This window comes from Phenylobacterium sp., assembly GCF_041691455.1.
Classification (GTDB): domain Bacteria; phylum Pseudomonadota; class Alphaproteobacteria; order Caulobacterales; family Caulobacteraceae; genus Phenylobacterium.
On record NZ_JBEPUO010000007.1, the window covers coordinates 60,123 to 81,517 of the forward strand.

The following is a 21,395-nucleotide window of genomic DNA, read 5'->3' on the forward strand; positions in this document are numbered from 1 at the left end:
CTAGAGGACTATTCCGCGGCGACGGCGGCGGCCGTCTCGCGGTCAGAGGCGAGCTCCAGGAGCGCGCGCTGGTAGTCGGTGGGCATCACCTTCACGAAGGAGCCCAGCGCCCGATCCCAGTTGGCCAGGATCTCGGCAGCGCGGGCGCTCTTGGTGTGCAGGTGGTGGCGCTCGATCAGGATGCGCAGCCGTTCGGCGTCGAAGCGCAGCATGTCGCCCATGCCGTTGTTCTCGACAGAGACCGGCCGCTGCTTCGGACGCTGCGGATCGTCGGCCGCGTTGGCCGGAGCCGGCGTCGCCGGGGCCACGGGGCCGAGTTCGACCATCGCCTTGTTGCAGAGGTCCCCGAACCGGCCGGCCGGGTCGTAGACATAGGCCACGCCGCCGCTCATGCCCGCGGCGAAGTTGCGGCCGGTGTCGCCCAGCACCACGACGACGCCGCCGGTCATGTATTCGCAGCCGTGGTCGCCCAGGCCCTCGACCACCGTCACCGCGCCAGAGTTGCGCACCGCGAAGCGCTCGCCCGCCACGCCCTCGAAATAGGCCTCGCCGGCGATGGCGCCGTAGAGGACGGTGTTGCCGACGATGATGTTGCGGGTCGGTTCGCGGCGGGCTTCTGGCGGCTGGCGCACGACGACCCGGCCGCCCGAAAGGCCCTTGCCGACATAGTCGTTGGCGTCGCCGATCAGCTCCAGCGAGACGCCGCGCGCGGCGAAGGCGCCAAAGCTCTGCCCGGCGTTGCCGCGGAAGGTCAGCGAGATGGTGTCGTCGGGGAGGCCCGCATGGCCATAGCGGCGCGCCACCTCGCCCGAGAGCATCGCGCCCACCGTGCGGTTGACGTTGCGCACCGGGTATTCGCCGCGCACCGGCTTGCCGCCCTCGAGCGCCGACTGGGCGGCCTCGATCAGGGTGTTGTCGAGCGCCTTGCCGAGCCCGTGGTCCTGGCGATCCTGGTTCCAGAGGCCCTTGGCGGCCTCGGCCGGGGCCGCGTAGAGGATGCGGGAGAGGTCGACGCCCTGGGCCTTCCAGTGGTCCAGCGCCGGGTTGAGGTCGAGGCGGTCGACGCGGCCGATCATCTCGTTGACCGTCGCAAAGCCCATCTCGGCCATGATCTCGCGCAGCTCTTCGGCCACGAAGAAGAAGAAGTTGATCACGTGCTCGGGCTGGCCGGTGAAGCGGGCGCGCAGCACCGGGTCCTGGGTCGCGACCCCCACCGGACAGGTGTTGAGGTGGCACTTCCTCATCATGATGCAGCCCGCCGCGATCAAGGGCGCGGTGGCGAAGCCGAACTCGTCGGCGCCCAGCAGCGCGCCGATCGCCACGTCGCGGCCGGTGCGAAGGCCCCCATCGACCTGGACCGCGATCCGGGTGCGCAGGCCGTTCAGCAGCAGGGTCTGCTGGGTCTCGGCGAGGCCGATCTCCCAGGGCGAGCCGGCGTGGGTCAGCGAGGTCAGGGGCGAGGCGCCGGTGCCGCCCTCGAAGCCCGAGATCGTCACATGGTCGGCGCGCGCCTTGGCGACGCCGGCGGCGACCGTGCCCACGCCCACCTCGGAGACCAGCTTCACGGAGATGCGGGCCTTCTGGTTGACGTTCTTCAGGTCGTGGATGAGCTGGGCCAGGTCCTCGATCGAATAGATGTCATGGTGCGGCGGCGGCGAGATCAGGCCGACGCCCGGCGTCGAGTGGCGCACGCGGGCGATATTCTTGTCGACCTTGTAGCCGGGCAGCTGGCCGCCTTCGCCGGGCTTGGCGCCCTGGGCCATCTTGATCTGGATGTCGTCGGCGTTGACCAGATATTCGGTCGTCACCCCGAAGCGCCCCGAGGCCACCTGCTTGATGGCCGAGCGCATCGAGTCGCCGTTCGGGAGCGGCGTGAAACGGTCCGACTCCTCGCCGCCCTCACCGGTGTTGGAGCGGCCGCCGACCCGGTTCATGGCGATGGCCAGCGTGGTGTGCGCCTCTCGGCTGATCGAGCCGAAGCTCATGGCCCCGGTGGCGAAGCGCTTGACGATCTCGGCCGCCGGCTCGACGTCCTCGATCGGAATCGGCGTCTCGCCGGGCTTCAGGCGCATCAGGCCGCGCAGCGTCAGGAGACGCTCGGACTGCTCGTTGATGTTGCGCGCGAAGGCCCGGTACTCGTCCGGCAGGTTGCCGCGTACGGCGTGCTGCAGGCTCGCGACCGATTCCGGGGTCCAGGCGTGGGTCTCGCCGCGCAGCCGCCAAGCATACTGGCCGCCGACGTCCAGCATCGACTGGTAGATCGGGTTGTCGCCATAGGCGTCGCGGTGACGGCGGACGGCTTCGCCGGCGATCTCGGCCAGGCCGACGCCCTCGATCTGGGAGGCGGTGCCGGTGAAATACTTCTCGATCAGCCCGGACGAGAGGCCGACCGCGTCGAAGATCTGGGCGCCGCAATAGGACTGGTAGGTGGAGATGCCCATCTTGGACATCACCTTCAGCACGCCCTTGCCGATCGCCTTGATGTAGTTCTTGCGGACCTCGTAGGCCGATTGCGGCAGGCCGTTCTCGATCCGCAGCTGCTCAAGGGTCTGGAACGCCAGATAGGGGTTCACCGCCTCGGCGCCGTAGCCCGCGAGCACGCAGAAATGGTGCACCTCGCGCGCTTCGCCGGTCTCGATGACCAGGCCCGTCTGCATGCGCAGGCCCTGGCGGATCAGGTGGTGGTGCACAGCCGCGGTGGCGAGCGCCGCCGGGATCGCCGCCCGGTCAGGACCCGTCGCCCGATCCGAAAGGATCAGGATGTTCATGTCGGCCAGCACGCAGTCGGTGGCCTCGCGGCACAGCCGCTCGATGGCCGGCTCCAGGCCGTTGGCGCCTTCCGACGCCGGCCAGGTGGCGTCGAGGGTCGCCGTGCGGAAGGCCCCGTCGAGCAGCTCGTTGATCGCGCGGATCTTGGCCAGGTCCTCGTCGGTGAGGATCGGCTGGGCGACCTCGAGCCGCTTGTGGGTCCCGGCCTGGCGGCCGAGCAGGTTCGGACGCGGCCCGATCATCGAGACCAAGCTCATCACCAGCTCCTCGCGGATCGGGTCGATGGGCGGATTGGTGACCTGGGCGAAGTTCTGCTTGAAGTACTCGTAGAGCAGCTTCGGCCGGCGCGAGAGCACGGCGATCGGCGTGTCCGACCCCATCGAGCCGATCGGGTCCTCGCCCGACTTGGCCATGGGCTCCAGGAAGAACTGCAGGTCCTCCTGGGTGTAGCCAAAGGCCTGCTGGCGATCGAGCAGGGTCGCCGGGTCATTGGCGAGCGGCGCGTCCGGCTCGGCCGCCAGCGCCAGCTCTTCCAGCTTGAACTGGGTTTCGGCCAGCCACTCCTCGTAGGGCGCCGCCTCGGAGAGGGACCGCTTGATCTCCTCGTCCTCGATGATGCGGCCTTCCTCCATGTCGATCAGCAGCATCTTGCCGGGCTGCAGGCGCCACTTGCGGACGATGCGCTCCTCGGGGACGTCCAGCACGCCGACCTCGGAGGCCATGATCACATGGTCCTGGTCGGTGATGATGAAGCGCGCGGGGCGCAGGCCGTTGCGGTCCAGCGTGGCGCCGATCTGGCGGCCATCGGTAAAAGCGACCGCGGCGGGGCCGTCCCACGGCTCCATCAGGGCGGCGTGATATTCGTAGAAAGCCCGGCGCTTGGCGTCCATCAGCGGATTGCCGGCCCAGGCCTCGGGCATCAGCATCATCACCGCCTGGGCCAGCGGATAGCCGCCAGCCACCAGCAGCTCGAGCGCGTTGTCGAGGCAGGCGGTGTCCGACTGTCCGTGCGGGATCAGCGGCCACATCTTGTTCAGGTCGGGCCCCAGCAGGTCGCTTTCCATCGAGCGCCTACGGGCGTTCATCCAGTTCACGTTGCCGCGCACGGTGTTGATCTCGCCGTTGTGGGCGATGAACCGGTAGGGGTGCGCCAGGCGCCAGGACGGGAAGGTGTTGGTCGAGAAGCGCTGGTGGACCAGCGCCAGCGCCGACTCCGCCAAGGGATCGGTCAGGTCCTTATAGAAGGTGCCGACCTGGTGGGCGAGCAGCAGGCCCTTGTAGACCACCGTCCGTGTCGAGAACGAGGGGATGAAGAGCTCGGCGAGGCCCGGGATGTTGCGCTTGGCGGCGAGCTCCCGGAGCGGGTTCTGGGTCTGCTTGCGGACGGCCAGCAGCTTGCGCTCGTGGGCGTCCTGGTCGCGGATATTGGGCCCGCGCCCGATGATCGCCTGGCGGATCACCGGCATCTGGGCCAGCACGGCCTCGCCGAGCCCGGTGGTGTCGGTCGGGACGTCGCGCCAGCCGATCAGCGGCTGCTTCTCGACGGTCAGGAAGTGTTCGAGCTGGGCGCAGGCCATGGCGCGGGCCGGCTCGTCGCGCGGCAGGAAGCACATGGCGACGGCATATTCGCCGGCCGGCGGCAGGGTCAGGCCCTCGCCGTCGGCCCAGGCGCGCAACAGGGCGTCGGGGATCTGGATCAGGCAACCGGCGCCGTCGCCGACCAGCGGATCGGCGCCCACGGCCCCGCGGTGATCGAGGTTGACCAGGATCTGCAGGCCGGCCGTGATCACTTCGTGCGATTTGCGGCCCTTGATATTGGCCACAAAGCCCACGCCGCACGAGTCATGCTCGTTCGCCGGATCGTACAGTCCCTGCTTCGGGGGAAACCCCATCTCGTCCTCGTAAACCCACGTCAAATACGCACGCCGAAACGCGGCCGAACCTCACATTCTTGAGAGGCTGGTCGTGTTCGCGGGCATTTACCCGGCAAGATCACCCCTTGTCGATGGGCGGAAAGCTGAAGCTGGGGAAGATTTTTCTAATGCCTGCCGCGACGGCGCCTAGCGCGCCGTGACCGTGGGCTTGCCGGCGCAGCCGATCCAGCCCGCGCCGGCTCGGCGGTAGACCATGAGCGTGTAGAGGCCCGGCGGGACCTTGCGCAGGTAGAAGGTCCTGGTGAAGCCGCTCTGCTCGCCGAACGGGTTCTTGTAGTAGGCCGCGACATCGGGTCGCTTCTGGTCCATCCGCAGGTCGCCGACGAAGGCGCCTTGCGGGCCCTTCAGCACGACGAATCCGTTCGGCGAAGTGATCTGCTTTCCGAGTTCGGACAGCCAGCCGGAGACCGCGAAGGTCGCCTCCCCCCCTTCGCCCGGGGTCAGCTGGGCCTGCTCGACGTTGCAATTGCCGCTGATCACGGCCGAGGCCACGATCGCGGTGGTCTTGGCGTTCGGGGGAACCAGCAGCGGCATGGTGGTGACTGCCCGTGGCGGAGCGACGGAGCCCAGCACACGGTCGATCCGCGCGACGGCTTCGGGGGACGCCGGCGGCCCCTCGCCCTCCCCGAACCGCAGGCTGGATTCGATGACCTCCAAGACGATGAGGTTCGGCTTGAAGCGGTCGATGAGGTCCTGCCGCCAGAATCCGTCCTGGTTGTGGGCCAGTACGATGCGGCTGAAGTGGGGGAAGAGGAACGGCAGCATCTCATTGGAGAACGAGTCCCGGGTCATCAGGAGAACCGGCTTGCCGGTCTCGCCGGTGTCGATCACCAGCGGCGCGGTCCAGTCCTGCTTGGGCGTGAGGTAGATGATGCGGCGCCTGGCCTCGCCCGGCAGGTTGTCGAGGTGCGGGTAGTCCAGGCGGACGAAGCTCGAGACGCCCAGCATCAGCGCCATGTCCCGCGGGCCCCGCAGGCCGAGCTCGACGCGCTGGAAGTCGGAGATCGGTTTCGGGCCGTCGGTCAGGCCCATGGTGTGCAGCCGGTTCATCAGCCCGACGTAGCCGGCGTAGGCGCCGTAGCCCGTCCAATGGGTGTCGAGGCGGCTGAAGGTCTCCTGGCCGGCGTCCGTCGCCTGGCGGACCATCGGGTAGAGATAGAGCGCCTCGCCCGCCCCGGTCGCCGCGGCGAGCTTCGGCAAGAGGATGGCGGAGCGGTTCGGGCCCGGGCCATGGTACCAGGCCGGCGCGTGCTGCGGGTAGGTCGTCTCCTTCGACGGTGGGACGACGATCAGGTAGGGCATGCCGTGCGCCCGGCCGTATTCGGTGCGGCCGGCGACCGTGACCAGCCAGCTGCGGATCTGCGGCCCGAGCAGCGCCGGGTCGCCCCGCGCGTCGCCCAGGTGGCTGTCGTTGTCATAGAACAGCCAGCCATCGCGGCCGACGATCACCCGGTTCGAACCGCTGACGCCGGCCAGCATGCGCACGCGGTTGAGCACGGCGATCAGGTGTGGCCGGATCGGGAAGCGGTCGGCCACATAGGCGTCAGCGGCCTTGCGGAAGGCGGCAACGTCCTGGAGGCGCCGGGGCCAGGCCGGGCGTTCGGCCAGCACCCGGTTCTCCTGGATGCCCGGGGCGGGGATCCAGCGCGGCGCGAGCCAGGCGGCGGCCATCAGGGCCAGGATGGTCCCGATCAGCAGCCGCCAGTGGAGTCGCGAGGCGAGCACGAGGTCAGAACCTGAAATAGAGGAAGGGGTTGAGGCTCGACCCCACCAGGATGGCGATCGAGAGCACAAAGCCCGCCGCCAGTAGCGGGATCGGCAGGGCGTGCACGCTGCGGGTCTCCAGGCGGGCCGGCAGGTCGGGCCTGGGCGGCTCGGCGCGGGGCGTGCGCAGGCGCTCCATCAGGGCCGGCAGCAGCGGCGCGGCGAGCAGCGAGCCGGCGGCGAGGGCGGCCATCGACTGGGCGTTGAGCAGGAGCGAAAGCCCCGGATCCGGCGGCAGGAACTGGCCGGGCTGGGCCATGGTCGCCAGGTAGTGCAGGGCCTGCGGCAGGCTGTCGGCGCGGAAGAACACCCAGCCCACCATCACCACCAGGACCGCATAGAGGTGGCGCAGCGGCCGAGGCGCGGCTTCCAGGGCGCGGCCAAGCCCGAACCGCTCCAGCATCAGGAAGCCGCCGTGGAAGAGGCCCCAGACGATGAACCGCCAGGCCGCGCCGTGCCAAAGGCCGGTGAGGAAGAAGACGATCAGGAGGTTGCGCACCGTGCGCCACTGGCCGCCCCGGTTGCCGCCCAGCGGGATGTAGACGTAGTCGCGGAACCAGGACGACAGGCTCATGTGCCAGCGGCGCCAGAAGTCGGTGATCGACTGAGCGACATAGGGGTAGTCGAAGTTCTTCGGGAAGGTGAAGCCGAGCAGGAAGGCGAGCCCGATGGCCATGTTCGAATAGCCGCAGAAGTCGAAATAGATCTGCAGGGTGTAGGCCCAGACCCCGACCCAGGCCGTGGTCGCATCGAGCCGCATCAGGTCGGCGGCGAAGGCGTGGTCGGCGAGCGGGGCCACGGTGTTGGCGATCAGCACCTTCTGGCAGAGGCCGACGATGAAGTACTGCATCCCCAGACCCAGGTGGGCGGTCTTGCGCCGGTCGCCATGCATCTCATCGCGGATGTCGGCGTAGCGGACGATCGGGCCGGCGATCAGGTGCGGGAACATCAGGATGTAGGCGGCGAACCGCGTGAGATCCCGCTCCACCTTCACCGATCCGCGGTGCACGTCGACGGCGTAGGAGACGAGCTGGAAGGTGAAGAAGGAGATGCCCAGCGGCAGCGCCTGATGGACCTCGGGCAGCGGGGCGTTGGGCAGGAGCTGGTTGAGGTTGTGGGCCAGGAACTCGGAATATTTGAAGAAGCCCAGGACCGCGAAGTCGGCGGCCGCCAGCCCGGCCAGTATGGTCAACCGCCCGCGCCGTCCCGCGGTCGCGTCGAGCCATCTCGAGCCCGCGTAGTTCAGCCCGATCAGCCCCAGCAGGAGGAAGACATAGGCCCCCTCCCCCCAGACATAGAAGACCGCGCTGCCGGTCAGCAGGGCGCCGGCCCGCCAGCCCGAGACGTAGTAGCCAAGCAGGAAGACCGGCACGAAATAGAAGATGAAGATGATCGAGCTGAAGACCACGCCCTGAACCCCCTCCGGACGGCGCGATCAGGACTTCGGCGCGGGCGTGGCGGGCGCCGCGGCGGGCGCGGCCACGGCGCCCAGGGCGGCGGGATCCGGGTTCTCGGCGATGGCGATCTGGCGGATGAGGAATCCGCCGCCAGGCTTGTCCTCCACGTCGAAGCGGATCTGGTCGATCGTCGACTGCACCCAGTCCGGCCCGCCCACCGCCAGGCGGCTCATGTCGTAGACCAGGGTGGTGGTCTCACCCACCTTCGGATTGGCGCCGTAGAGCGGCTTGCCGAGGAAATTGATCGTCTCGGGATGGGTCGCGGTCGAATAGTAGAGCGCGCCGTCCCAGACCGCGGCCGGCGCCGTGCGCGTCAGCCGCACCAGCACCAGCGGATATTGCCCGCCCGGAACGTTCAGTCCCTTCGGCGAGCGGATCGTCGGGTCGGCGATGGTCACGGCGATGCCCGAGCCCGGGGCCGGCGTGATCTTGCTGCCCAGCGCGGTGAAGCCATCGGTCGAACCGTCGAAGGTCCAGAGCTTGACGGTCTTGAGCGGGGCGCCATTGAGCTCGAAGGCGCTCGTGGCGGCGTTCCAGCGCACCGGCCCCGGACGCTCGACGATGGGGCCCGCCGAAGCCGCCGGCGCCCGGGCCTTGTCGGTGGGCCGCCCGCAGGAGGCCAGGACCGCAGCCGCCCCGACCAGGACGAGCGAGGCGGCGATCCGGGTCAAACGCGTCACTGCGGCAGTCTCCATCGGCGGGCCGCGGGGGCGGCGGATTCGACCGGAGGTTTAGCATGGCCTCGCGCCGCGGCCACGCCGCCGTGCGGGTTTCACCGCGCACGGCCCGTTGACAGCATCCGGCGAGCGCCCATCCTCGCGGTCCTTGGAAACCGGGGGGGATCCTGACGATGTCCGCGACGACGACCCATCCAAGCGGCGTGGCGGAGGACCGGCACGTCTCCATCGACGCGGTCCGAGGCTTCGCGGTCCTGGGCATCCTGTTGATGAACATCGTCGGCATGGGTTTGCCGGCCTTCGCCTATGTCGACCCGACCTATGCCGGTGGCTCGACGGGCGCGGACCTGTGGACCTGGGCGGTCAACAACGTGCTGACCGACGGCAAGATGCGGGCGCTGTTCACGATGCTGTTCGGGGCCAGCGCGGTGCTGATCGCCGAGCGCGCCGAAGGCGGGCGCCCCGGCCCGATGCAGACCCACTACCGGCGGATGTTCTGGCTGTTCGTGATCGGGATGGCCCACGCCTATTTCCTTTGGTGGGGCGACATCCTGGTGACCTACGCCCTGGCCGGGCTGTTCATCTTCCCGTTCCGCAAACTCGATTGGCGGCTGCAGGTCGGGATCGGCGTGGCGATCCTGGCCGCCCTCCTCGGCCTGAACCTGTTCGAAGCCCGGGAACTGGCGGCGATGCACGCCGCGGCCATGGGTCCGCAGGCGACGCCGGAAGCGCTGAAGGCCTGGCAGGAGGCGTCGCAACTGGTGGCGCCGTCCGCCGACCTGGGACGGCAGGAGATCGCCGGCTATCGCGGCGGGTTCATCGAGGCCTTCCAGGTGCGCGCGCTGGCCGCCCGGCTGATCCAGACCTACCTGATGCCGACCAACGAGATCCCGGAAGCCATCGGCCAGATGTTCCTCGGCATGGCGCTCTTCCGGACCGGATTCTTCACGCTCCGGTGGTCGACCCGCGCCTATCTGGCGATGATCGCCGTGGGCTATCTGGCCGCCGTCCCGGCCACGGCCTGGATCGCCTGGAAAATCTGGCGCGCGGGCTTCGAGCCGCTGACCCTGAACCGCCTGGAAGACTGGCAGCAGGTCACCCGACCAATGGTCGGCCTGGCCCACGCCAGCGTCGTCTTGCTGATCGTCCGGTCGGGCGCCGCGCAGGCCCTGGTCAACCGGCTGGCCGCGGCCGGGCGGATGGCCTTCTCCAACTATCTGATGACCTCGATCATCACGACGCTGGTGTTCTGCGGCTTCGGCCTGGGGTTCTACGGGAAGCTCTCGCGCTTCCAGGAGCTGGCGGTGGTCGCAGGCGTGTGGGTGTTCATCCTGGCCTGGAGCCGGCCGTGGCTCGCGCGGTTCCACTACGGGCCGTTCGAATGGGCCTGGCGCTCGCTGGTGCGCTGGAGCCCGCAGCCGTTCGTCCGCCGCCGTTCAGGACCGGCCGCGGCGGCTGTTTGAGACCGATCGGGGGATCTTCGCGATGGTACCAGCTCTCGGGCTCGAACCGAGGACCTCTAGATCCACAATCTAGCGCTCTAACCAACTGAGCTAAGCCGGCACATCGCGAGGGGGGTTTCTAGTCGCGCGCCGCCATCCGATCAAGTCACCGGCGCCCGGGAACGTTTCAATCGGCGAGCAGCGGGCGACGATAGCGGCGGCTGCCGGCCAATTCCCGCCCGTCGCGCAGGCGCACGAGGAAATCGCCGGTCGGCTTGGACTCCACCGCCGCGACCGCTTCGCGCCGCACCAGCCGGGAACGATGGATGCGCACGAAGCCATCCGCCTGGAGGCGCCGGTGCATCTCCGACAGTGAGGCGCGGTGCAGAAGACCGGCCCCGCCACGATGGAGCTCCACGTAGTTGCCGGCCGCTTCGACCCAGACGACCTCGGCGAGCGCTACGAAATGGCGGCGTGCGCCGTCGCGGACCTCCAGCACCTCGGCGGCCGCCGCTCCCGTCGGCTGGGCGCGAGCCCGGAGCGTCCGCCAGACGACGTAGACGCCGACGATCGTCGCATAGACCAGGACGTCCTTGCGGAACTCGTAGGGCCAGTCGCCGAGCGGGCCGAGGGGATCGTAGTAGCCGCCCACGACGCGATAGACGCCCCAGCGCGCCGCGCCGATCGTCAGCACATGGGCCAGGGAGACGGCAACCGCGGCTAGGGCGTGGACGGCGATCTTCCGGCCCCAGGGTCCGCGGGCGGGCCAGAAGCGCCGCGTGAGCGCCGTCACGAACGGCGAGATCCCCAGGAAGAACAGTCCGCTCGACCCCTCCCAGACCATGGGCTCCCAAAGCGCGACCGCCTTGCCGGCGCGTGCGTACTCGTCGGCGACGTTCAGGGCGTTGAAGTAGAGGAAAACCACCAGCACGGCCGCGGCGACGCCGGTGAAGAACAGGTCCTCGCGCGGATTGGCGATGACAACAGCATCCGCCGCTCGCGTGTCCTCAGCCTGGCTCAATGCCATTCCTTCGCATCCGGGATTCGGCGCGGGCCAGAATGGGTCGCCCGCCGTCCGCTGTGAAGGGTGCTTCCGCGCAAAGAAAAAGCCCCGGAGGCTTGCGCCGCCGGGGCTTGATCCTGGTCCGTTCGCGACGGGTCAGCCCTTCGGCAGGACCCAGCGGAGCGGGATGCGAACCGTGCCGCCGTCGACAGGCGCGCCGTCCTTGGACAGCGGGCGCATCTTGAACAGCTTGCTCGCCTTGAGCGTCGCCTCGCCGAAGCCCGCTTCGGGCGGGGTCTCGGAGATCACCGAGCAGTTGTCGAGAGTCCCCCGGGCGCTCACCGTGCAGCTGATCGTCGCCGAGCCTTCAATGCTCATGCGCGAAGCCCGCTCGGGGTAGTACCGCGAGAGATCCTCGGCATTCGGCTTACGCGACCAGTCCGGTTGCGTGATGACCGACTCGTGGACGACCGGCGGCGGCGGAGCCGGCGGCTTCGGCTCCTCGATCCGGTGCTCCACCGGGGGAACCGGCAGCGGCGGGATCGAGGGGACGTCAGGAACCGCAACCGGCGGACGCGGCTGCAGCTTGGGCGGCGGCGGCGGCGGGGTGTTCGGCGGCGGCGGAGGCGGCGGCGGAGGCGGCGGAGGCGGCACGGGCTTGATCAGCGCCACATCCGTCACGTCGTCGGAGTACTCCTTGAAGTTCGGCTCGAACTTGCTCTTCCATAGATAGAAGGCCAGCGCGGCGTGGACGACCACCGCGATGATGAGCGCGATGATCAGACCCTTCTGGCGTTTCGGCCGGGGGTCGTCGAACGGGTTGTGGCTGCCGGACAGAGGAGCCGGTGCGGCGCCACGCGATGATGTATCAGCCATGCGCGCGCCTCACTTGTTATTATCTTCGCCGACCAGGGCCACGCTGTAGAAATTGTTGTCCTGCAGCATGTTCATGACGGCCATAAAGTCGCCGTAGATCACGTTCTTGTCGCCACGAATGAAGATCCGCTCGTGGGTCGGGTCACGTTTGGCGCCGACCTGCTTGCGAAGATCGTCACCGAGCGAGGCGAGGTCCGTCGGGAAGTCCTGGATGAAGATCCGGCCGTTGGACTGGATCGAGATATAGACCGGCTTGGGCGGGTTGGTGCCCGGCTTGGCGACCGCCGGAGGAAGCTCCACCTTCACCGTGACGGCCGCCAGAGGGGCCGCCACCATGAAGATAATCAGCAGGACCAGCATGACGTCCACGAACGGCGTGACGTTGATGCTGCTGTTCGCTTCTTCTTCGTACTTGCCGCCGCCAGAGCCTGAAAGCTTGGCTCCCATCTGGCTTACGCTCCTTTGTCGAGCTGCCGGGAGATCGCGTTCATCAGTTCAGCCACAAAGCCTTCCGTCCGCGCGCCGTAGGCGGAGATCCGCGTCTGGAAGTAGTTGTAGAAGATAACCGACGGAATGGCCGCGAACAGACCAAGGCCCGTAGCGAGCAGGGCTTCGGCGATGCCGGGCGCCACGACCGCGAGGTTGGTGGTGTTGGTGTTCGCGATCCCGATGAACGAGTCCATGATCCCGTAGACGGTGCCGAACAGCCCGATGAACGGACCGTTGGAGCCGACCGAGGCCAGGAACTGCATGCCGCTGGAAAGTCTGCGGGTCAGCGAGGCCTGGACGGCGGCGACGGCGTGCTCCGCGCGGTTGAGCGTGGTGTCGCGATGCTCGCCGGCCACTTGCAGACCAGCCTGACGCGACAGCTCGACTTCCTGAGCGGCCGCAGCAGCCATGTCCGCCAGCGGATTGCCGTCGAACTCTTCGGCCACCGCGATGCGGCCCATGTCGTTGATCGACTTCGCGCCGCGGAAGGCTTCGAGGAAGCTGTCCGAAACGCGGTTCAGGGCGCGGAACTCGAGAAGCTTGGTGATCAGCAGTGTCCAAGAGAACACCGAGGCCAGCAGCAGGCCGAGCATCACGACCTTCACGACAGGCTTGGCGTCCATGAACATGGTGCCGATGCCCATCTTACCCGCGTGTTTCATTTGCGGGGGCAGGTTCGCGTCCGCAGAAGCATCCGCGGCGGGAGCGGCGGCCGGAGCCGCAGCGGGAGCAGCGGCCGGAGCCGCGGCGGCCGCAGGGGCGGCGGGAGCGGCGTTCTGGGCGAACGCCGGAACACTCGCCATCAGCGCAACGGCGCCGACGAGAGCGATGAAAGGGGTCTTCAGTTTGTTGTCGAACATCTGTCGCCAGTTCCTGGTTGGTCTAGCACGATTGGCCGGAGGGTCGTCGCGCGAGAGCGTCTCCACCCTAGTTGAAACAATCCCGACGCCCAGAACCGATTGCTCGGGACGGAACATCAGGCCGCTGTCGCTGCGCCGCGACCCGTAACGCCTGTTCCCAACACGAATGCAGGAGCAACGTTCCGAAGGCGCGAGGCCACCTCGTTAACCCCAAGGGGCGTCGGAGGTCTTGCCGCAATCTTAGAGGTGCGGCCCCGGTCCTTTGGCAACCCCTTAATGAGGCGTCAAGAGGGCACACGATAACGGGGTCTTGCGAAACTTCCGCGACTGCCTATGCGCACCGCGCTGCACAATTCTTCAGCGGTGATGAGCAGTAGATAATTTCCACCCAAGCGCGAGTATATTGCTGCAGCGCAGCATCGGCGGCCCAATCGCAATCCTGAGGCGCGAGCGCGTCGATCCGATTACAGGCGGTTGTGATGCAGTCGGCGGCGCATGGACATCGACGCGCCCGCCCGGACCGGGAGGGATGGTGCCTGGGGGCGGATTCGAACCACCGACACGCGGATTTTCAATCCGCTGCTCTACCAACTGAGCTACCCAGGCGAAGGCCGCCGTCGCGGGGAGCCGCGTCTATAGAAGAGGCTCTTTCGGAAGTCCAGCGAGGGGCCGATCAGTCCTCGTCCCCGGCGTCGCCAGGGGTCTCGGGGTCCTCGGTGGCCGGCACGGCGTAGTGCCCGCTCAACCACCGGTGCAGGTCGACATCGGCGCAACGGCCCGAACAGAAGGGTCGATGGTCCGCAACCGCCGGCTTGCCGCAGATCGGGCATTTCGCCGCACTCATGCTTGCCTCACGTCCAGACGCTCGCGCGGGCAGGCCGGATCCGGCCCGATCGTAAAGCGCGCGCCGATCTGGCCGGCGAGCAGGAGAGCGAGCGGTGATGCGGCCTCGGCCACCGCTGGGGCGCAGGTGACCGCGAACCGGGCGCCCGGCGCGCCGGCGGCTTCGGCCTCGATGCGGCGGATCAACTGCTGAGCCAGGGTCCGGTCGCTTGGGCGTCCGTCTTCGCGGCACAGGCGCTCGGCGAGCGGCCGGGTCCTGCGCGGCAGGGACAGCTCCATGGTTCCAAATCGCCCCACCGGACCGATCGAGACGCCGGGGTTGTCCGGCGCGAAGGCGGCGCGCGCGGCGGCCATCAGGGCGTTGCCGTCGTGCCCGCGGCCCACCAGGTCGATCACCACGATGCCGCCGAGCCCCTTCAGACGCAGGAGGCGGGCCGCCATGCCCAGCGCCGCGAGATTGGCCTGGCGGGTGACGCGCTTGGCGTCCGAGCCCTTGCGCTCGCCCAGGTCGACGTCGATGGCGGTGAGCGCGCGGGTGGGCTCTATGGCGAGCACGCCGCCGCCCGGCAGGGCGTGGAGCGTCTCCAGCGCCTCCTCCTCGGCCTCGTCGGCCACTTGGCGCGCGCTTCGATTTTCGACCAGCAGCCCGCCAGGTGTCATCGCGCGCAGGTCCGCGGCTACGTCCGGCGCGGGCGTAACCAGGCGCGGCGCGCCCTCGGCGGGTCCAAAGGCGCGGGCGACCGCGAGCTTCCCACGCCGCGGCTCGCCTCGAATCTCGACATCGAGCGCCTGACCGCGCACCGGGCGGGCGTCGGGCCGAAAGGGCAGGATGGCCTCCGCGCCGGATCCGAGATCGAGGAAGGCGGTCCCCAGCGCCGGCTCCAGGCTCGCCACTCGCGCCACCAGACGCGCGCCCAGCACCAGGCGCGGGTCGTCGTCGTCGCGGCGGACAAGCAGCCGTTCAGGCCGTCCGTCGAGCGTCACGACCCCGCGGGTCTCACCGATCCCCCGGTCCAGATAGATGCGGCGCTCGCTCATGGCCGACGATAGCCCAGGCCGGCCAGCAGGTTGACGGTTTCATGGAGCGGCAGGCCGACGACGCCCGAATAAGACCCCTGCAGCGTGATGACAAAGGCCCCGGCCCGCCCCTGGATCGCATAGCCGCCGGCCTTGCCCGTCCCCTCCCCCGAGGCGAGGTAGTCCGCGACATCGGCGGGAAGCAGGCGTTTGAAATGCACGCGGCTTTCGACAAGGCGGCCCACCGACCGCCCGCCCGGCGCGACCAGGGTGAGCCCGGTGAGCACGCGGTGCGCGCGCCCGGACAGAAGCTCCAGGCAGGCTCGCACCTCCGCCGCGGTCTCGGCCTTAGGCAGCACGCGGCGCCCCAGCGCCACCACCGTGTCGGCGGCCAGGATGTAGCTGTCCGCATGCCGCGCGGCGACGCCTGCGGCCTTCTCGCCGGCCAGGCGCAGGGCCAGGCGGCGCGGCGTCTCGTCCTTCAAAGGGGTTTCGTCAACCTCGGCGGCCTCCACCAGATCCGGCTCGAACCCGATCTGGCGCAGAAGGTCGAGCCGCCTGGGACTTGCGGAGGCCAGCACAAGGCGCTGCGGCGATGGCGGCACGGCGGCCGGACGCGTCTAGCGGACGCGGAACGTGATGCGGCCCTTGGTGAGATCGTAGGGCGTCATCTCCACGAGCACCTTGTCGCCGGCCGACACACGGATGCGGTTCTTGCGCATCTTGCCGGCGGTGTGGGCGATGATCTCGTGGTCATTCTCAAGTTTCACGCGGAAGGTTGCGTTGGGCAGGACTTCGCTGACCGTGCCCGGAAACTCCAACAATTCTTCTTTCGCCATGCAGGCTCCAAACCGAGGATAAAATGACGGCCCGCGCCTTTAGGTGAGGTCGCGAGCCGCAGCTAACACCCGAATTATAGCGCACCGTGCGGGGCGAGGTCGATGGGCGTCGGGCCAGGGTCGCCAAAGCGCTCGGCGATGCGCCGCGCCAGCGCGTCCCGCACCTCGCGATAGGCCTCCAGGCGCGCTTCGCGCGAGCCGTCCGTGAGCGTCGGATCGACAGTCGGCCAGTACTCGATCTCCGCCGCCCTCCCCCGAGCGAGCTCGACGGCGCGATGCTGGGCTTCCGGCGTCAGGGAGACAACGAGGTCGAAGGAGCTGTCCTCCAGCTCGTCGAAGGTCTTCGGCCGATGGCTGCCCAGATCGCATCCGAGCTCCGCCATCACCGCCTGTACGAACGGGTCCACACCGGCGGCGACGTCTTCGTCCGACGTCTCGTCGTGCACCGCGTCCGGGAGCCTCAGGCCACAGCTGTCCACATAGACCTTGTCGCCGACCATATGCTTCAGGAGCGCTTCGGCCATCGGCGAGCGGACCTGATTGAGGTTGCAGGCGAAAAGGACCGCGCCCGGTTGCGGCGGCGAGGCGTCAGCCGGCATGGAGGCCTAACCCCGCCAATGCAGGGCGCAGATCAGGGTGAAGAGCCGGCGCGCCGTGTCGAGGTCCGTCTCGATCTTGCCGGACAGGCGGGTCTGGAGGAGTTCGGACGCCTCGTTGTGCAGGCCCCGGCGGCCCATGTCCAAGGCCTCGATCTGGGCCGGCGTCGAGTTGCGGATCGCCTGGTAGTAGCTCTCGCAGATCAGGAAATAGTCTTTGATCAGGCTGCGGAACGGCGACAGCGACAGGATGTGGCGCTTTTCATAGCCGGGGCCGCGGACGTCCAACACCAGGCGGTTCTCGACCAGCCCCATGTGCAGGTCGTAGGGGCCTGAGGACGCGCCCTCCGGATGGAAATGGTTTTCCTCCAGGAGGTCGAAGATGGCGATCTGCCGCTCCTGCTCCTGGTCGCGCGAGACCGCCGCGAGCGACTCTTCGTCGAGCTCGACGGTCTGCAGGCGATGCATCTGGCGGTCGTCGTCGGCCATGCGTGTTCCGGGGCGTCGCCCACGCTTTATGGCATTCCGCACCCCCGCGTCATCCCGCACCTGCGAACAACGCCGGACGCCATAAAGAAATACGCCCGGCGCGGGGTGCGCCGGGCGTATCTGGAAACCGATCTGGAAGACGTCTCAGGCGGCGCTGCGGGCCTCGCGGAAGGACACGAGCCGCCCCGCGGTTTCGTCCCACAGGGCGAGCTTGGCGCATCGGAAGCTCTCCCAAAGCCCGATACGGCTCACCGGCCGGAGTTCCGGGTGATCCCTCAGGACCTTGGAGAGCCGATAGAACGGTATCCGGCTCGACAGGTGATGGACGTGGTGGATGCCGATATTGGCGGTGAACCAGCGCAGCACCGGCGGCAGGTCGTAGTGTGAGCTCCCGGTGAGCGCGGCGTGATCGCGTTTCCACTCGCCGTTCCGCGCCCAGACCGCGCCCTCGAACTGGTGCTGCACATAGAAGAGCCAGACGCCGATCGTGGCGGCCAGCAGCATGGTGACCACGTTGACGATCAGCACCGGGGCCGCGCCGAACAGCCAGACCAGGGCCGCCAGGCCTGCCAGCGCCGCCAGGCCGTTGCCCATGACGCTGACCCACGGACGCCAGCCCTGGCGCATCATGCCGACCGGCAACCGCTGCATGATGAAGAACACAAAGGCCGGGCCCAGGCCGAACATCACCAGCGGGTGACGATAGAGGCGATAGCCGAGCTGGCGCATCGGCGTGAGCGCGGCGTACTCATCCACGGTCAGGGTCTCGATGGCGCCAAGCCCGCGCCGGTCGAGATTGCCGGACGTCGCGTGGTGGATGGCGTGGGTCTGGCGCCAATAGTCGTAGGGCGTAAGCGTGAAGACCCCGATCGCGCGGCCCACCCAGTCGTTGGCCTGGCGCGGACCGAAGAACGATCCATGGCCGCAGTCGTGCTGGATCATGAACAGCCGCACGAGGAAGGCCGCGGCCGGAACTGTCAGCAAAAGCGCCGCCCACCACCAGCCGTGGGCGTGCAGCGCCCAAGCGAGCGCCCAGATCGCCAATAGGGGAACGATCGTCACTACGATCTCAAAAATGCTCCGGCCGGTCTTCGGCTCGCGATAGGGCGCGAGCGTCTTGGACCAGGCTCCGGCAGGCGGGGCTTCAGCGGCCATTCTCTGGCTTTCGCAAGAATCGTTGGGAAGTCGACATTATATGCCCAACATCAAGGTTTCATTGCGACCAAAGGTTCAATCCTGTCCCATTCGGATCGCCGCCGAGCGGGCGTGCGCCGGCAGGCCCTCGGCCTCCGCCAGCGCGATCGTCGCCGGGGCGAGGCGGGCGAAGGCGGCCTCGTCACATTTCACGATCGAGGTGCGCTTCAGGAAATCGTAGAGCGACAGGCCGGAGGAAAACCGCGCCGCGCGGCTGGTGGGCAGCACGTGGTTCGAGCCAGCGACATAGTCGCCGATCGCCTCCGGCGCGTGCCGGCCCAGGAAGATCGCGCCGGCGTGACGCACCCGGTCGGCCAACCGCTCCGGATCGTCCATGGCGAACTCGACGTGCTCCGGCGCGATCCGGTCGACCAGCCGCGGGGCTTCGTCGAGCGGAGCGATCACCACCGCGCCATGGTTGCGCCAGGAGGCCGCGGCGTCCTGGCCGGTGGAAAGCGCCGAGAGCTGTACGAGCACAGCGGCTTCCACCTTCGCGGCGAAGGCCTCGTCGTCGGTGATGAGGATCGCCTGGGCGGCAGGGTCGTGCTCGGCCTGCGACAGGAGGTCGGCGGCGATCCAATCGGGTTTGTTGGCGCCATCAGCCACCACCACGATCTCTGAGGGACCCGCGAGCGCGTCGATGCCGACCGCGCCATAGACCCGGCGCTTGGCCGCCGTCACGAAGGCGTTGCCCGGTCCCACGATCTTGTCGACCGGCTGGATGGGCCCGGCGCCATAGGCCAGGGCCGCGACGGCCTGGGCGCCGCCGACCCGCCAGATCTCATGGACGCCGGCCGCCTTCGCCGCGGCCAGCACTGCCGGCTGCAGACGCCCCGGCGGTGTGACCATCGCGATGCGCTGCACGCCAGCCACCGCGGCGGGAACCGCATTCATCAGCACGGTGGAAGGATAGGCGGCGCGCCCGCCCGGCACATAGATCCCCACGGCCTCGATCGGCGTCCAACGCCAGCCGAGCTCGACGCCCGCCTCGTCGGTGAAGCGCAGGTCGGCTGGGCGCTGGCGGGCGTGGTAGCTGCGGATGCGCTCGGCGGCGAAGGCGATGGCGTCGCGAACGGCCTGCGGACAGGCCGCCGCCCCGGCTTCGATCTCGGCTTCGCTGACCCGGATCGATTGCTCATCCAGCGAGACGCCGTCGAACGCCTTGGCGAATCGCAGGAGGGCGGCAAGCCCTTCGGCGCGGACCGCGGCGATGACGTCGCGCACGACGGCGTCGACCTCTTCCGGCGTCTCGCGGCGCTCGTCCACGAAGGCCGAAAAGGCCGTCTCGAAATCGGGGTCTGTGAAGCGGAAGCGGCGCATGGCGCGGCTTCTTTAGCGGCGCGCGGGCGCGAGCGCCATGGCGGCGCGCCTAGTCCTTATGCGAGGGCGCGCGCGGCGTCGGCCAGGGCTCGGAGACGTCGGCCAGCACGGCGTCCACGCATTCGACCGCGGCCCGCAGGTCGCCGCCGCCGGCGCAGCTGATGGTGACCATGCCCCCCGGCGCCTCGCCAGCGTCGAAGGTCACCGCCAGCACCTCGAGCACGGCGTGCCTGGCGTTGCGGCGGATCTTGCGCGCCTGGACCTTCATCACGCCACCAAGCTGCAGGGCCGAGCGGACCCGCTCGCTACCGCCGGATTCCCAGCAATAGCGGTTGAAGGCGATGGTCAGCAGCCGGGCCTTGGCCTCGTAGGTGATGTCGCCGATCTTGGCGACGGCGTCCTGCATGGCCGCGGAGATGATCGCTAGATCGTCGGCGTCCTGGGCCAGTAGGCGAAGCGGCGCGGTCTTGGCCATCGGCTCAGTCCTCGTCGCCCTCGCCGTCGCCCTTGATGCGGCGGATCTGGGCGCCGCAGGCGCCGAGTTTCTCCTCCAGCCGCTCGAACCCGCGGTCGAGGTGGTAGACGCGGTTGACCATGGTCTCGCCCCGCGCCGCCAGGCCCGCGATCACCAGGCCCACCGACGCCCGAAGGTCGGTCGCCATCACCTGGGCGCCCGTCAAGCTGGCGACGCCCCGTATGCGGGCCTCTCCGCCCTGCACCACGATGTCGGCGCCCAGCCGCGCCAGTTCCGGCGCATGCATGAAGCGGTTCTCGAAGATGGTCTCCTTGATGACGCTTTCACCCTCGGCCAGGGTCATCAGCGCCATGAACTGCGCCTGTAGGTCGGTGGCGAAGCCGGGATAGACCCCGGTCTCGACTTCGACGGCCTTCAGCAGCGCGCCATTACGCCGGACGGTCAGGCCGTCGTTGTGCGGCGTCACCTCGACGCCCGCCTCCACCATCTTGTCGATCAGCGCTTGGATGAAGTCGCTGCGCGTGCGCGTCAGCCGAACCTCCCCGCCCGCCATGGCCGCGGCCACGGCATAGGTCCCGGTCTCGATCCGGTCGGGCATCACCGCGTGCGTCGCGCCGTGCAGCCGGCTGACGCCCTGGATGCGGATCACTGCCGTCCCAGCGCCGCTGACCTTCGCGCCCATGGCGTTCAGGCAGTCGGCGAGATCGACCATCTCCGGCTCGCAGGCGCAGTTGGTCATCACCGTCTCGCCGGCCGCCAGCACGGCCGCTAGCATGGCGTGCTCCGTGGCGCCGACGGAATTGAATGGGAAGTCGATCTGGCCGCCGCGCAGGCCGCCAGGCGCCTGGGCGTAGACATAGCCCTCGTGCAGGTCGATCCGGGCGCCCAGCGCCTCCAGCGCCTTCAGGTGCAGGTCGACCGGCCGCGCCCCGATGGTGCAGCCGCCGGGCAGCGAGACCTTCGCCTGGCCGGTCCGCGCCACGAGCGGCCCAAGCACATTGAATGACGCGCGCATCTGACGGACCAGATCATAGGGCGCGATGGCGCTGACGATCTCGCGCGTACGCAGCAGAGTCTCGGGCCCATCCTCGCCGTTCGACTCCACGACTTCGGTCCCTAACCGCTGCAGCAGCTTGCCGAGGAACCGGGTGTCGGCCAGGCGCGGCATGTTGGTCAGCCGCAGCGGTTCTTCGGTCAAAAGGCTCGCGGCCATCAGCTTGATGGCCGAATTCTTGGCGCCGCTGATCGGGATCTCGCCCTGCAGCCGCGCGCCGCCGATGATGGCGATGCGGTCCAATCCCAATCCTTCGAAACGGCCGCGCTTTCGGGAGATCCCAGCGGCGGCGCGAGC

General features: G+C 68.8%; 19 protein-coding genes and 2 tRNA genes. 1 reads left to right on the plus strand and 20 read right to left on the minus strand.

The window, feature by feature from the left end; translation table 11 throughout:
- Window positions 1–8 precede the first annotated feature (8 nt).
- The 4 genes from gltB to ACESMY_RS11720 all read right to left on the minus strand — a co-directional run bounded on the left by gltB (window position 9) and on the right by ACESMY_RS11720 (window position 8,604).
- A complete protein-coding gene (gene gltB, locus ACESMY_RS11705) occupies window positions 9–4,661 on the minus strand; it encodes a glutamate synthase large subunit (protein WP_372784766.1) in 4,653 nt (1,550 codons plus the stop codon).
- Between the two features lie 168 nt (window positions 4,662–4,829).
- Window positions 4,830–6,428, minus strand: a complete 1,599-nt coding sequence (locus tag ACESMY_RS11710) for a hypothetical protein (protein ID WP_372784767.1) — start codon at window positions 6,426–6,428, stop codon at window positions 4,830–4,832.
- Window positions 6,429–6,432: 4 nt separating this feature from the next.
- Window positions 6,433–7,875, minus strand: a complete 1,443-nt coding sequence (locus ACESMY_RS11715; protein WP_372784768.1) for an MBOAT family protein — start codon at window positions 7,873–7,875, stop codon at window positions 6,433–6,435.
- A gap of 27 nt (window positions 7,876–7,902) precedes the next feature.
- Entirely contained in the window at window positions 7,903–8,604 is a 702-nt protein-coding gene (locus tag ACESMY_RS11720) for a hypothetical protein (RefSeq protein ID WP_372784769.1), read from the minus strand.
- A 170-nt stretch (window positions 8,605–8,774) separates the two neighbouring features.
- Between ACESMY_RS11720 and ACESMY_RS11725 the strand changes: the two genes are divergently transcribed.
- Complete coding sequence (locus tag ACESMY_RS11725; RefSeq protein ID WP_372784770.1) at window positions 8,775–10,064, plus strand: DUF418 domain-containing protein; 1,290 nt, start codon at window positions 8,775–8,777, stop codon at window positions 10,062–10,064.
- A gap of 23 nt (window positions 10,065–10,087) precedes the next feature.
- Here ACESMY_RS11725 and ACESMY_RS11730 read toward each other — a convergent pair.
- The 16 genes from ACESMY_RS11730 to murA all read right to left on the minus strand — a co-directional run bounded on the left by ACESMY_RS11730 (window position 10,088) and on the right by murA (window position 21,341).
- Window positions 10,088–10,164: transfer RNA gene (locus ACESMY_RS11730), tRNA-His, on the minus strand.
- A gap of 66 nt (window positions 10,165–10,230) precedes the next feature.
- The gene (locus ACESMY_RS11735) at window positions 10,231–11,064 is read right to left on the minus strand and encodes a LytTR family DNA-binding domain-containing protein (protein ID WP_372784771.1); all 834 of its coding nucleotides are present in this window, start codon (window positions 11,062–11,064) and stop codon (window positions 10,231–10,233) included.
- A gap of 138 nt (window positions 11,065–11,202) precedes the next feature.
- Window positions 11,203–11,922, minus strand: a complete 720-nt coding sequence (locus tag ACESMY_RS11740; protein ID WP_372784772.1) for an energy transducer TonB — start codon at window positions 11,920–11,922, stop codon at window positions 11,203–11,205.
- Between the two features lie 9 nt (window positions 11,923–11,931).
- Window positions 11,932–12,369: a biopolymer transporter ExbD gene (locus ACESMY_RS11745; RefSeq protein ID WP_372784773.1), complete on the minus strand. Its 438-nt coding sequence runs from the start codon at window positions 12,367–12,369 to the stop codon at window positions 11,932–11,934.
- Between the two features lie 5 nt (window positions 12,370–12,374).
- The gene (locus tag ACESMY_RS11750) at window positions 12,375–13,271 is read right to left on the minus strand and encodes a MotA/TolQ/ExbB proton channel family protein (RefSeq protein ID WP_372784774.1); all 897 of its coding nucleotides are present in this window, start codon (window positions 13,269–13,271) and stop codon (window positions 12,375–12,377) included.
- Window positions 13,272–13,801: 530 nt separating this feature from the next.
- A tRNA-Phe gene (locus ACESMY_RS11755) sits at window positions 13,802–13,877 on the minus strand.
- Window positions 13,878–13,944: 67 nt separating this feature from the next.
- Window positions 13,945–14,115, minus strand: a complete 171-nt coding sequence (yacG, locus tag ACESMY_RS11760; protein WP_372784775.1) for a DNA gyrase inhibitor YacG — start codon at window positions 14,113–14,115, stop codon at window positions 13,945–13,947.
- Complete coding sequence (locus tag ACESMY_RS11765) at window positions 14,112–15,152, minus strand: ribonuclease E/G (RefSeq protein ID WP_372784776.1); 1,041 nt, start codon at window positions 15,150–15,152, stop codon at window positions 14,112–14,114. The genes yacG and ACESMY_RS11765 overlap by 4 nt, the downstream gene beginning before the upstream one ends.
- Window positions 15,149–15,736 (minus strand): nucleoside triphosphate pyrophosphatase, encoded by a 588-nt coding sequence (locus ACESMY_RS11770; protein ID WP_372784777.1) that lies wholly within the window; start codon window positions 15,734–15,736, stop codon window positions 15,149–15,151. Before ACESMY_RS11770 ends, ACESMY_RS11765 begins: the two co-directional genes overlap by 4 nt.
- A 15-nt stretch (window positions 15,737–15,751) precedes the next feature.
- Entirely contained in the window at window positions 15,752–15,970 is a 219-nt protein-coding gene (infA, locus tag ACESMY_RS11775) for a translation initiation factor IF-1 (protein WP_111458197.1), read from the minus strand.
- A 74-nt stretch (window positions 15,971–16,044) separates the two neighbouring features.
- Window positions 16,045–16,569: a low molecular weight phosphatase family protein gene (locus ACESMY_RS11780; protein WP_372784778.1), complete on the minus strand. Its 525-nt coding sequence runs from the start codon at window positions 16,567–16,569 to the stop codon at window positions 16,045–16,047.
- Window positions 16,570–16,575: 6 nt separating this feature from the next.
- On the minus strand, window positions 16,576–17,055 hold the full coding sequence (locus tag ACESMY_RS11785) for a UPF0262 family protein (protein WP_372784779.1): 480 nt from the start codon (window positions 17,053–17,055) through the stop codon (window positions 16,576–16,578).
- A 144-nt stretch (window positions 17,056–17,199) separates the two neighbouring features.
- Window positions 17,200–18,210 (minus strand): fatty acid desaturase, encoded by a 1,011-nt coding sequence (locus tag ACESMY_RS11790; RefSeq protein WP_372784780.1) that lies wholly within the window; start codon window positions 18,208–18,210, stop codon window positions 17,200–17,202.
- A 75-nt stretch (window positions 18,211–18,285) separates the two neighbouring features.
- Window positions 18,286–19,569, minus strand: a complete 1,284-nt coding sequence (gene hisD / locus ACESMY_RS11795) for a histidinol dehydrogenase (RefSeq protein ID WP_372784781.1) — start codon at window positions 19,567–19,569, stop codon at window positions 18,286–18,288.
- Window positions 19,570–19,618: 49 nt separating this feature from the next.
- Entirely contained in the window at window positions 19,619–20,044 is a 426-nt protein-coding gene (locus tag ACESMY_RS11800) for a DUF2948 family protein (RefSeq protein WP_372784782.1), read from the minus strand.
- Window positions 20,045–20,048: 4 nt separating this feature from the next.
- A complete protein-coding gene (gene murA, locus ACESMY_RS11805; protein WP_372784783.1) occupies window positions 20,049–21,341 on the minus strand; it encodes a UDP-N-acetylglucosamine 1-carboxyvinyltransferase in 1,293 nt (430 codons plus the stop codon).
- Between the last annotated feature and the right edge of the window lie 54 nt (window positions 21,342–21,395).